9 protein-coding genes and 1 pseudogene are annotated in these 12,706 nt (G+C 37.9%); 2 read left to right on the forward strand and 8 right to left on the reverse strand.

Features of this window, described 5'->3' with window-relative positions:
• Positions 1-50 precede the first annotated feature (50 nt).
• From DL897_RS00755 to DL897_RS00775, 6 genes and pseudogenes are all read right to left on the reverse strand, one after another.
• A complete protein-coding gene (locus DL897_RS00755) occupies positions 51-2,411 on the reverse strand; it encodes a right-handed parallel beta-helix repeat-containing protein (protein WP_206186466.1) in 2,361 nt (786 codons plus the stop codon).
• Between the two features lie 322 nt (positions 2,412-2,733).
• A complete protein-coding gene (locus DL897_RS18065; protein ID WP_168188580.1) occupies positions 2,734-2,877 on the reverse strand; it encodes a hypothetical protein in 144 nt (47 codons plus the stop codon).
• A 387-nt stretch (positions 2,878-3,264) separates the two neighbouring features.
• Positions 3,265-3,777, reverse strand: coding sequence for an adenine phosphoribosyltransferase (locus DL897_RS00760; RefSeq protein ID WP_113657220.1), 513 nt, complete (start codon positions 3,775-3,777; stop codon positions 3,265-3,267).
• Entirely contained in the window at positions 3,716-6,130 is a 2,415-nt protein-coding gene (gene recJ, locus DL897_RS00765) for a single-stranded-DNA-specific exonuclease RecJ (protein WP_113657221.1), read from the reverse strand. The genes DL897_RS00760 and recJ overlap by 62 nt, the downstream gene beginning before the upstream one ends.
• A 101-nt stretch (positions 6,131-6,231) precedes the next feature.
• Positions 6,232-8,374 (reverse strand): annotated as a pseudogene (gene secD, locus DL897_RS18965) (protein translocase subunit SecD).
• A gap of 332 nt (positions 8,375-8,706) precedes the next feature.
• Positions 8,707-9,000: a post-transcriptional regulator gene (locus DL897_RS00775; protein ID WP_113657222.1), complete on the reverse strand. Its 294-nt coding sequence runs from the start codon at positions 8,998-9,000 to the stop codon at positions 8,707-8,709.
• 142 nt (positions 9,001-9,142) lie between these two features.
• On the opposite strand from DL897_RS00775, the gene spoVB reads away from it, so the two are divergent.
• Positions 9,143-10,720, forward strand: coding sequence for a stage V sporulation protein B (gene spoVB, locus DL897_RS00780; RefSeq protein WP_113657223.1), 1,578 nt, complete (start codon positions 9,143-9,145; stop codon positions 10,718-10,720).
• Here the strand turns inward: spoVB and DL897_RS00785 are convergent.
• Positions 10,717-11,412: a DUF421 domain-containing protein gene (locus DL897_RS00785; protein WP_240627224.1), complete on the reverse strand. Its 696-nt coding sequence runs from the start codon at positions 11,410-11,412 to the stop codon at positions 10,717-10,719. The two genes, spoVB and DL897_RS00785, sit on opposite strands and share 4 nt — an antisense overlap.
• Before the next feature lie 111 nt (positions 11,413-11,523).
• On the opposite strand from DL897_RS00785, the gene DL897_RS00790 reads away from it, so the two are divergent.
• Entirely contained in the window at positions 11,524-11,916 is a 393-nt protein-coding gene (locus DL897_RS00790) for a TIGR04086 family membrane protein (RefSeq protein ID WP_113657224.1), read from the forward strand.
• 60 nt (positions 11,917-11,976) lie between these two features.
• Here DL897_RS00790 and DL897_RS00795 read toward each other — a convergent pair whose 3' ends face one another.
• A complete protein-coding gene (locus DL897_RS00795) occupies positions 11,977-12,570 on the reverse strand; it encodes a lysophospholipid acyltransferase family protein (protein ID WP_113657225.1) in 594 nt (197 codons plus the stop codon).
• Between the last annotated feature and the right edge of the window lie 136 nt (positions 12,571-12,706).

The following is a 12,706-nucleotide window of genomic DNA, read 5'->3' on the forward strand; positions in this document are numbered from 1 at the left end:
AAACGAAACATGACTTTCTTCGCAGTCTTAACTACTATACTCCACAGATTTTATTCATTTGTGTCTTCTTTTTTTGTTTTAGAATAGACTTTTTCTAATTCTTTAACCCAATCCTGATCACCTGGCTGAACCTCTTTCTCCGTTTTCCAAGTTAAATCTTCAGGCATGATCATGGTTAGCGCTTCTTTGGTTCGTTGTTCTTTTGGTAACTTTAAACAACGGCGACTTTGAACCATTTGTACAATCTTAAAATACTCTTTAACTCTTTCCACACAACTTTTCTCATCATCTATATTCCACAAATGATGCATTTCTTTTAGTAAAACAGACATACAAGTTTCATGTATTTGATACTCATTTTCTTTTACTACTTCTAAGAAGAGTGAGACCATATCTTCTGGAGTATATTCCTCAAAAATAAACTCATTAACAAAATGCTGTTTTAGGTCCTGAAATTTTTCTAACCATTCTTGAACTGCTTCGACAGGCCCAGCTATGATCACTGCTGTCTCAGGCACCAAATGGTTAACAATTTGATAAAGGGAAGGAAGTAGAGCATGTGCTAATTGTTCAGGAGCAAGGAGATGAATTTGGTCTAAAAACAAAACTCCCCCATATGCTTCTTCAATACGTTGCTTAATCATTTGTTCCATCACAAATGGATCTGAATTCGTCAAGTCGCTTGGAGTAATTTTCACTAAATGACTTGAATCAACAAGCTCAATCGCATGAATCATCTGGCCATATAAGTCAGCCATTTTTTCCTTTCCGGAATCTGATGGGCCTAAAAATAAAGCATGGATATGAAGTTCTTCCACTGTTTTGATCCCTAAACGCTTTCGATCTTGCAGATAGTCCAGATAATGAACGACTTCTTTCATTTTCGCTTTTACTTTCCATTGTCCAACCTGTTTTTCAACCTGTTCAAACAGCTCGCTTACCTTTGGATTTGAAAGGAGGAGTGCATCTCCCGTTGCCGAGTCACTTAGTTCATATCGTCCTTTTTCCTTATTCATTTCTTTACAGAGATAAATATCTGGGTCACTTTCACTTATATCCCAAACCTCTTTTTCAATATCCCAAAAAACACAACGTTCAAATTTTCCACGACCATGCTCGTTAACTTGAACACCTTTTAATGAATCAAACACTTGACAACTATAAATAGAGGGTTCTGCTGCTTTTGAAACATGAATTGCAGCTGCATTTGGAAACTCTGATAGTTGTGTATCTTGAACCATCCCTTTTGTTTTCTGGGAAAAATAAATCCCATGTGCATTTCCTTTATATATTTTACAGTTCAATACATCAAGCTGTGCTCCATTGGTGACTGCAACTACATGTGAATTAAAGCTATATAGTTCACAATCTCTTAGCATTCCTTTTCCATCTGAGGTAGATACAACTCCTTCTACATTACCATCATGAATTTTTGTATGAAGGACAGACGGATTCGCTCCTTCAAAAATACGAATCGCTGGCTGGTTAATAAAGCCAAATAGATTACATTTATCAAGCAGTCCACCACTATCCTCTTCAAAGATAAATCCTCCCCCCTTACAATTTCGAACGGTACAATCTTGAAAGAAAGGAGAAGATCCGTTTGAAATACGAATGGCCGGAGCATCCTTTTCAAAACTAAAGATCGAACATCCTTTAAACACACCTTTTCCTTTACGAATGACAATGGCACAATGTTTGCCATCATGGATTTTACAGCGATTAAAAGTAGGACTTGTTCCTTTAATATAGATAGCTGCCTCATGATCAAAGCCATAAATATTACACTCTTCAAACTTACCTTTTCCTTTGCTTTCAATATAAAGCCCACAGCTCTTACTATCTGCACCCACAACGGAGCACCTCTTAAAGACTGGATTTCCCTCTAAGATATGAATGACTGGACTGCTTTTTGCTGCTGAAGAAAAATGACAATGATCAAAAATGATGTTTCCTGTTCCCTTATTTAATATAGCTGAATTCTTATAACTTTTGATTTCACAATGTCGAATAATCGGTTCAGCTGTAGCACCATCGATCGTAATCCCTGGCCCCTTTCCTGCTTCGATTCGACAAGATTCAAGCAGAAGAGTACCATTTTCGATATAAACGGTATCCATTCCTCGATCCAATCCATTTTCTTTGGGTTGTTTAATCGTCATATTACGAATAACTGCATATCCATTCTTCATAGTAAGTGAACTACTCTTTATTCCTTGAATAACAATTTTCTCTTTATCTCCTACACCAATTAGCTCGATATATTTATCAATCACAATATCTTCTTTATAAATACCTGGACCGATTTCAATGGTACTCCCCACTGGAGCCGCTTCTATGGCTCTTTGAATACTCTTATTTTTAGAAAATAGTTTTCTAGAGACTTGAAAAGATGTTTTTTCACTACTCAATGCCATCACCCTATAATTCTGCTCTTTAATTCAGATAACTAAAAAGCTATTTTAAACATGTTCTTCACACGACGGATAGCCTCTGGCTTTTCATTATTGATTCTACATAAGTCAAAGCTGCAATTATTTCAACCTAAGAGTTTTGAATCGACCATAACTACTATCTTTTACTCTATATATACTTACTCTAGCATATTATATAACATACTTCTGCATTCTACTTTATTTTAAGGGTGATTACATTAGACAGCCATTCATCATTCACTAAAAAACATCTGTATAAATAAAAAAAAATCGGTAGTAGCCCACCGAATTGTGCATGTTATTTACCTTGGTATAAGTCAAAAATACAATCCCGAATCCAATCAATATCCTCCTGATAAACAGGTGATTCGCACACTTCTTGTGTCGAATTACCATCATCATAACGATAACCCTGCTCTTGTTCATTCTTTTTTAGATTCATCTGCGCTCCCCCCCAAATGCCGATACATAATACGGAAAATTCAATATTCATTTTCTATCAATAACGATTATCCCTAACTCTAAGAATTATCTAGGTCATTCATCAAACAATGCAATATGCTCTATCTATTCTTAATGTTATTGTAATACAATATGATTCATTTCGCAACTGTTATAATACAATTTTTTAACATAAATTAATTTTGTTTAATTAGAGGTTTTTACACTTATCAGCCACTCATCGCTTTCCCACTCACTCCTGCTCTAGATATGATCTGGATTTTCAATCAAATGATGCAACATGCTTTAATTAATTATTTCTTCCTCTTGAAGCAGAAAAGCATAAGAAAAAGACATCCTCAAAAAATGGATGTCTGTCTTGGTATACTTAGTATTGTACAAGTGAAAAAATATCGAGCCCTTTTAACTTATCACGTCCATTTAAATAGGTTAATTCAATGAAAAACGCAGCTCCTACTACTTCTGCACCTAGTTTCTCTACTAAGCCCAAAGTTGCACCTATGGTTCCACCTGTTGCCAATAAATCATCAGCAATTAAAACTTTTTGTCCTGGCTGAATCGCATCCTTATGAATCGCCAAAGAATCTTTTCCATATTCAAGTCCATAGCTTTCTTCAATCGTTTCTGCTGGAAGTTTGCCCGGTTTTCGTACAGGGACAAAACCGACTCCCAATTTATAAGCAAGAGGCGCTCCTACTACAAAACCACGTGCTTCAGGCCCTACAATCAGGTCAATCTCTTTTTCTTGGAGCCCTTCAACCATGGTATCAATAGCAGCTTGATAGGCCTGACCGTCTTTTAAAAGTGTTGTAATATCTTTAAAGCGTACCCCCGGCTGTGGAAAGTTTTGAATCACTCTGATTTTCTCTTTGAAATCCATTACTCGCTCCTCCAATTTGCCACCTAAATTGAACAGAGGTAAAAAGATAGTCACACAACTCACGATAAGATGAATAAACCAATTTTTTCCATACTTCTTCTTTCGCTTGTTGCCGTTGATATAGCTCTGAATTCTCCAATGGCTGTTTCGCTGGATTGGGATTCACTTTGATATATCCCTGTTCAATCTTAAGAAAATTTAATTCTTCAAACACTGAAATCATAAATGAAAGTGTTCGTTTTGACAATCCCATGACACGACTTAATGACGGTAAATGTTTGATTCGATGAATCGGAGTTTTCTGTTTACTCTTAATTAGCTTATATACTGCTGCAAATTCTTGATATGTGGGGAGCTTCACTAAGATATCATCAAAGTCCGTATCGCCATATAGAAAGTAAAGCCGTTCTACATCCGATAGCTCTGAGAACAATAGTTGAAATCGTGCTAGCGTTGGAGGTGGATCAATAAAAGCAAGATAACTTGCCCCTGCAATCCGCTCTTTCCACCCAGCTACACCTATTTCATCCCACAAAATACTAGAGCCAACATCTTGGAGTTCTTTCATTGGCTCATGACAGAAAAACCGACAATTAGTTTCTTTTAATTTGTGCAAATGATCCTTTCTTGCTCGATTGCTCCGCCAATCAAATATCTGTATGTGTGGAACAGTTATATCCCGTAACACCAACTGAGGTGAGCGCTTTCCATTCCACTCGTTAATCTTTAACTCACCCAAAACACTGATACGAGCATTCTCCGCAATTTCATCGGCTAGATCCGCAACACGAAATCCAACGACATCGAGCTTGGCCTGTTCCGAGCTAAGTTGAATTCGTAAATGATTACGATCAACTCCCATTCGCTGCATTCGTGCAATCTGCGCATCTTTGATCGCAAAATACGGAGTTGGGTTCCCCATCCCATAAGGTTCTAACACTCGTAATTGATCAATCATTGAAACTGTAATCTCTTCTATCGTTAATTCGTCAGCGATATGTGTGATCGGTATATAATCTTCCTCTGTCAACCAACTCATGGCTAATAAAGCCATTTTTTCATGGAAAAGACGGATATTTGCTACTTGAAGCCCCATCCCCGCTGCCATGGTATGCCCGCCATAATGATCAAGAACATCCCTACACTGGGTTAATGCTTGATACATATCAAATCCTGCAATGCTTCTCGCGGAGCCTTTGGCCATATTTGTTTCCTGATCAATCCCTAGAACAATTACAGGCCGGTAGTATTTCTCGACTAATCGTGAAGCAACAATTCCAATCACGCCTACATTCCAGTCTTCTTTCGCGACGACGATCATATAGCGATGACGTTCTGGTTCTGATTCGACTTGTTCAATGGCTTCGACCGTAATCGCTTCTACGAGCTGCTGGCGCTCCCGATTCATGGTATTTAGTTCTTCTGCCATCATGCAGGCTTCATCGCGATCTTCTGTCAACATAAGATCAACGGCTAATTTAGCTGAATCCAGACGACCACTTGCATTAATTCTTGGACCTAAAGAAAACCCCACATGTCCAGCTGACACGTCCCCGTCAATTCCTGATACTTCTAGTAAAGCAGCAATTCCAACATGTTTACGCTGATTCATTCGCTTTAAGCCAAAACTTGCAATAATGCGATTTTCATCCACTAAGGGAACTAAGTCTGCAATCGTACCAAGTGCCGCAATATCCAACCATTCCTCAGGTACTCTTCCCAGCATTGCCGTCGCTAATTTAAAAGCAACCCCTACTCCAGCAAGCATCGGAAAGGGATAAGCACAATTCGGTTTTTTGGGATTAATAATCGCAAACGCATCGGGCAACTTTTCGGGCGGTTCATGATGATCCGTAATAATCAAGTCGAGACCAAGATCTTTAGCATATAAAGCTTCTTCTATGGCACTAATTCCAGTATCTACTGTCACAACCAGTCCTACGCCTTGATCGGCTGCAAGCTTTAAAGCTTCTTTATTTAAGCCATAGCCTTCCCGAAAACGATTTGGAATATAGAAGTCCACATTTGCTTTTAGTGTTCGGAATAATTTCATCATCAAACTCGTACTACTAACACCATCAGCATCATAGTCTCCATATACAAGAATCTTCTCTTGTTCTTGAAGCGCTTGATGTATTCGTGATACCGCTTGCCTCATTCCATCCAGTAAAAAAGGATCATACAGATCATTTAATGATGGTGATATAAAACGACGTGCAGCATCAATCTGATCTATACCACGGTGAATTAATAAGCGGGCAGTTGTAGAACCAACTCCAAGCTCACTCTCTAGCCGAAGTACCTGAGCCTCATCCACTTCTTTGGCTTGCCAACGCATTTTAGGACGTAGCATTCCGTTCACCTCGCTTTGCGCTAATCATTATAGCATAAACTTAAGGAAGTACAGATATTTGATTCCTGGTAAAAAAGAAGCTGCATCCATTGATGCAGCTCTTATTCTGAAACAGCAGGTTCTTTTCTTGGATTTTCTCTTTCTTTTTGCATAGACTTCCATTTCCATCCAACCCATATTTGGCTCGCAATACAAATAGAAGAGTAAGCTCCTGATAGCAATCCAAATAAAAGAGCAAGTGAAAAGTTACGAATGCTTTCCCCACCAAGAATACTAAGGGCTAAAGCACCAAATATAACCGTCACCACCGTATTGATCGAACGAACCAGAGTTTGCCCTATACTTGAATTAACAACCTCTACCAGTTCATCCCAAGTCTTCGGCTTTTTCATTTCCATGTTCTCACGAATTCGATCAAAAATAACAATGGTATCATTGACCGAATAACCGACAATGGTCAAAATTGCCGCTACAAATGTCAAGTCTACTTCTAATTGGAGTAAAGAAAATACGCTAATAATAAATAGGGCATCATAAATTAAAGCGATAACTGCGGCAACAGCAAAACGGTATTCAAAGCGAAGTGCCACATAAATAATTATCCCGACTGAAGCGATGAGCATCGCATAAAAGGCACTTTGTGCAATTTCTTTTCCGATGATCGGGTCAACAGTTTGTTCTTGGACATGGGGAGTCATCCCAAAAATTTGCTTAAGTCGCTCTGTGATTTGATCCACTTGTTTTTTCTCGATTTTTTCATTGATCCGGAAGATCAAGATATTATTCGTATCCCCACCTAAACGTGCATTCGGATTATCATATCCAAGTTCATCCAGTGCTTTCGTTGCCTTTTCTAGATCAATTGTCTTTTCAAATCGGAAGTCAAGTCTTGTCCCACTCACAAAGTCGATTCCTAAATTTAATCCCTGAAATGCATAGGAGATAATTCCAACGAGAATCGTTAGTACTGAGATCAGAAAGAAAATTTTACGGCGATTAACAAAATCAATTTTATAAGTCACTGATCTCATCCTCTCTTACACAAAATAATGCTGGGCGTTTTACCATATTCGAACGAACCAACAAATGCATCAATAAACGTGATAAGCCGATCGCTGTTACAAAGCTAACGAGAATTCCTGCAATGAGCGATACAGAGAAACCTTTTACTCCTGCTGATCCAAAAATAAAGAGAACAACTGCTGCAATCACCGTGGTAATATTAGCATCAAAAATCGTTAAAAAAGATCGTTTCGATCCGGCCCGAACAGCAGCAGGAATACTTCGTCCAACACGAATCTCTTCTTTAATCCGTTCATTGGTGATAATATTCGCATCCACAGCCATACCAATTCCCAGAATAAAGGCAGCAATACCCGGAAGAGTTAGCGTAACATTCAGTACATAAAAAGTTAGTAAAACTAAATAAGAATAGGCTATCAATGTAATTACCGCAATCAGACCTGGTAGTCGATAATACCCAATCACAAAGATAAAAATAGCAAGTACCGCTAAAAGTCCTGCTTCAACACTATCTTGTAGTGATTTTTCCCCCAGGCTGGCATCGACCGCATAACTTTGCTTTTCAATCAATTTGATAGGTACTGCACCCGCATTCAGTAATTCGACAAGCTCTTGTGCCTCTTCTACAGTACGCTGACCTGTAATTTGCGCTGTTCCTCCTGTAATTTTTTCTTGAACAACTGGCGCACTTAATTGTTGGTCATCAAGGTAAATTGGAATAGGTTGACTGATATATTTACTAGTAATATCCGCAAATTTTTTGGCATCTTTTAATTTTAAACTTACCACAGGTTGATTCGCTTGGTCATATTCTAGTTTGGCTCCATCTTCAGCTAGATCTCTACCATTCATTAAAATTTTCTTACCAGTAGGATCACGGAAGGTAAGTTCCGCCTGTTTCCCCAAAAGTTCTCTTGCTTTCTTTTGATCTTTGACTCCCGCAAGTTGTACCCGAATTCGATTATTTCCTTCAATACTGATATCAGGTTCAGATACACCTAGTACGTTAATCCTTTTATTAATGGCTTTAGAAGCATCACTTAAAATAGACGCATTTACTTTTTGTCCGGGTGCTGCTTCATAAAGCACCTCAAATCCGCCTTGTAAATCCAGACCAAGCGTAATCCCTTTTAGTATAGAAGTAGATGTTGTTGCAATGATCGCAAAAATCGCGACTACAAGTACGATAAATAGAACAAATTTTGACTTGCGAGGTTTCATCCTATGTAGCGCAGGAAACCCTGATTCTGTTCAGGGAGAATTGCGCTTCGCCCCTCCTTTTTAATTAAAATACAAAAGTAACACAAGTTTCGCCTTAAAGACGAAAAATGACTCTTTGATCGATGTAGTTCTAGCGATCATACACGATCCATTCTTTATACGCCATCTATCCATTTCATAAGAGCCAACCGTATTTCCTCTTCATATAAACGATCATTCCAAGTAAAATGGCTTCAACATGCTTAATTATCCCAGTTGACAAAGTTCATGTCAATTTTCTATCAAATTCTGATACAAAAAAGCCATCAGTCATATCTGATGGCGTCTTTCATTTATTGATCCTTATAGACGCTAAGCATAAGCCAGTTCATAAAGCGGTTTGCTTTTAAAGACATAATGTCATTGACTAAACGGTTAAGACGTGGCCAACCCCGACGGTAATTTTCGGATACACAAGCCCAAATTTGTTCACCTGTCACATTTTCATAACCATACATACGAAATTCAGCCGCTTTACTATTACATAGATCTTCAATACACTGCATTAATTCCTGGTCCTGAAGCAATTCCACCTCGGGTTGTTTTTTGGGTTGACGATTTACTGATCGCAAATTTCCTTGTCTCATCGCTTGATCCCCCTCGATTCTTATTCAATTTATCTTTCAACTTTTATTACTTTTTTCCTGTAGTAAATCCATTTTTAGTCATGGGTGAGCCGGACAAGGCATACGCTGGTAACAACAGCATTTATTAAAGGAGGAATGGGAAATGAGCAAAAACGGCTTTTTGTATGGAACGCTCGTCCTAGTTGGAGCTGGATTTATCACCAAGATACTCGGTTTTATCTATCGTATTGCTCTTTCCCGGATTATCGGTGCTGAAGGTATGGGCTTATTTCAAATGGCCTTTCCCATTCTACTTTTTATGATGGTCATTACCACAGTAGGACTTCCTGTAGCTATCTCAAAGCTAGTATCAGAAGCAGTCGGAAGAAATGAAGAGCATCGCATTCGTTCTATTCTTATTGTATCAATAATAATTGTAACAATCACGAGTATCATTTTTACCAGTTTTATTCTTCTATTTGCACCGGTTGTTGCTTCGATCCTATTAACAGATGAGCGTGCGATTTATTCCTTATTATCCATTGCCCCTATTATCCCAATTATCGCAATCTCATCCATTTTTAGAGGTTATTTTCAGGGAAAACAGCATATGAACCCTTATGCTTTGTCAACGATTATCGAGCAGTTGGTTCGCATTTTTACGGTTTTATTTCTTGCCCAATATTTACTACCACTGGGAGTTGAATATGCTGCAGCTGGAGCCATGATTGGTATGGTTGTAGGGGAATTTTTTGGGATGATCTATTTAATTTATTCATTTAAAAAAGACCCCAATCGTCCGCTGATAGGGCCTGCATTTAAACGAAAAAAAATCCCGTCAACTAAACAGTTTTTTAAGATCTTAAAGGACTTACTTCGAACTGGAATTCCTGTAACTGCAAGTCGGCTTATCAGCTCTTTATCTTATGCGATTGAGCCCATTGTTGTTTCTCAAAGCTTAGCTATCGCTGGAATTGCTACCACCACAGCCACAGCACTCTATGGACAACTAGAAGGAATGGCTATTCCACTCGTCTTTTTTCCATCTTTTATCACCTATGCATTGTCTGTTTCACTTGTTCCGGCCATTAGTGAAGCTGCTGCTAAAAATAATATGTCACTCGTATCGCATCGTTTAGCGCAAGCAATTCGGCTTTCTCTCATTGTAGGTGCTCCATGTGCCATTTTTATTTATATCCTAGCGGAACCTTTAACGTTAATATTATATCATCAATCAGATGTCGCTTACTTAATGAAAATTATGGCGCCATTTGCCATCTTTTTATATTTACAAGGTCCACTTGCCTCCATATTACAAGGCTTAGATCGTGCCAGTGTAGCAATGCGTAATTCAATATGGGGTGCGGTCATTAAAACCATTTTGATTTTTATACTAGCCTCACAACCTCAGTTAGGGATAAATGGTGTTGCGATTGCAGTCAATTGCGGATTGATTATTGTTACAATTCTACATTTTATTAGTATCACACGCATGATCTCCTTTACAATCCATCTCAGAGATTTGATAAAGTTAGGCTTTGCCTTATCCATCATGGGTTTTGTACTAAGATACCTAATGCAACTCGATATCGCTTCTTTATTTATAAAACTCTTATTTGCCTTTTCAAGTAGTTTAATTATCTATTTAGTTCTTCTGCTTATACTAGCTGTCATCCGCAAAAAGGATATCATTCGTATTCCGTATATCGGGAAATGGATGGCAAGACTCATTCTTCATTAACGTTTGGATCTCTTATTGCCTTCAACATACAAGCTGCCATTCTCATCTGCACAAGCGTAAAAAACATCTTTAAACTGGTTATATCCTTTCTTTTTTAGCTCTTTCTTTAGCCAAAAACGATTAAATCCAAGCGAACTTAATTCTTTATCTTGTATTTCGCCATCAATGATCACAGGTATAGGAAGAGTAAATGGTTTAAGGTGGTGATTTAAGGTAATATCGCTTTTAGTCACAGGTTTTTTTTCTTCTTTGGGAAATACACTAAGCTTTCCGGATGTCTCCAAAATGGCAAATTCCACATCCGCGACATTAGCAATATTCTTATCTCTCAATTGCATCAATAAATCATCCATATTATACCTTACTTTACTCATCGCTTCTCTTTGCAGCTTTCCATTTTTAATAATAATGGTTGGCTCACCGTCTAGTATTCCACGTACTTTTCTGCTCTTTAACATAATAAAGGATACCAATATTTGCAATCCGACAAGGGAAGCGATTGGAATTACACTAGAAAAAACCGGAAGCTTGATGTCTTCGATAACCGTCGCAGATAAATCAGCGATCATAAAGGAAACGATTAAATCGAAGACGGATAGTTTACCAATTTCCCGTTTTCCCATGAGCCGAAGCATTAACAATAAAAAGAAATACATAAACAAGGTTCGAAAGAAAATCGCCCATGCATCCACACACTTTTCTTCCTTTCTTGTCAAATTGGTTAAGGTTATGTTTTACCATTCATCATGCTTTTATCCGAACATAACCTTTTACATACATCATCTTATAAGGTGGTTTAGTAAATGAAAGATTCGTCTCTACGTAAAGCAAAACTAGGGCTTTCCTCACCATGGATTGCCGGACAATTCGTTATCTGGATGTTGGTTTTTACCATCTCTTTGATCATGGCTCTTCTATTTACCTATAGTTCACTAGAGTCTCAATTTCTATCGCAAATCACTCTCGTAATCAATAGCATCACTCTATTCATCGGTGGTTATACTGCAGGGAAAAAGGCGCAAAAAAAAGGGTGGTATTATGGCGGGATGCAAGGGCTGATTTACTGTCTTATTTTAATACTTATCGCTTTTCTAGGATTTGATATGAGTATTCAATCCCAAGCCCTTATTTTTCTCCTAATTGCATTTTCTATTAGTGCTGTAGGTGGAATCATTGGAGTAAATCGAAGCAGATAGTGTGACAAAAATAAAGCGAGCCATTTTGACATAACATCAAAATGGCTCGCTTTAACATTTTCAATGATCCCTTGATTGATAATTTAACTGATTAAATGCTTCATTAAATTTCTTGGCAAAAGCATCTTTCTCTTCCGAATCTTTGTATTCATTAGGATCTATAGGCTTTCCGATCATAACCGTAATTTCCTTACGACGAAAAAGATCAGCTAAACGAATCGCTGGAGGACCTTGATAACTCGCTGGAACCAGTGGCACTCTTGCCTTTTCAGCTAAGAAAACGGCTCCCCGTTTGAGGGGAACTTCTCCTTGCTGACGTGTACCACTTGGAAAAATACCCACATTTTCGCCATTTTTTAATCTACGGATGGGTATTTTTAATGAACTAGGTCCTGGATTATCACGATCAACTGGAAAGCTTTTTAGTTTACTCAGAAACCAACCTATGAATCGATTTTCAAATAGTTCTTTTTTAGCCATATAGTTTACTTTATGGGGTAAAATTCCCACTGCTAATGAAAGTATATCCAACCAACCCGTATGATTACACGCAATGACAAATCCACTTGATGGCAAGTTCTCTTTCCCGACCACTTTAAATCGGTAAAATAATCTTAAAAAAGCATATACAACATATGCGCAAAAAGAATACATAAAATCACCTATTGTTCAAATAGTCTTATTGATCGAAAAAATAGTCCCTACCAAGTTACGGAGGGACTTTTTCTTTGCTTGGAGGAATATAGATATTTTCTCACTTATGGTATGAACTATAAGGTGAGAGTAATAT

It is taken from the genome of Thermoflavimicrobium daqui, assembly GCF_003313465.1.
Classification (GTDB): domain Bacteria; phylum Bacillota; class Bacilli; order Thermoactinomycetales; family Thermoactinomycetaceae; genus Thermoflavimicrobium; species Thermoflavimicrobium daqui.

Excerpts from the sequence above, each read along its gene's own strand:
- DL897_RS00760 (WP_113657220.1), bottom strand. The coding sequence starts at position 3,777 with ATGGATTTCAAAGAGAAAATCAGAGTGATTCAAAACTTTCCACAGCCG.
- DL897_RS00775 (WP_113657222.1), bottom strand. The coding sequence starts at position 9,000 with ATGAGACAAGGAAATTTGCGATCAGTAAATCGTCAACCCAAAAAACAA.
- DL897_RS18065 (WP_168188580.1), bottom strand. The coding sequence starts at position 2,877 with ATGAATCTAAAAAAGAATGAACAAGAGCAGGGTTATCGTTATGATGAT.
- DL897_RS00790 (WP_113657224.1), top strand. The coding sequence starts at position 11,524 with ATGAAAGATTCGTCTCTACGTAAAGCAAAACTAGGGCTTTCCTCACCA.
- recJ (WP_113657221.1), bottom strand. The coding sequence starts at position 6,130 with ATGCTACGTCCTAAAATGCGTTGGCAAGCCAAAGAAGTGGATGAGGCT.
- DL897_RS00795 (WP_113657225.1), bottom strand. The coding sequence starts at position 12,570 with ATGTATTCTTTTTGCGCATATGTTGTATATGCTTTTTTAAGATTATTT.
- spoVB (WP_113657223.1), top strand. The coding sequence starts at position 9,143 with ATGAGCAAAAACGGCTTTTTGTATGGAACGCTCGTCCTAGTTGGAGCT.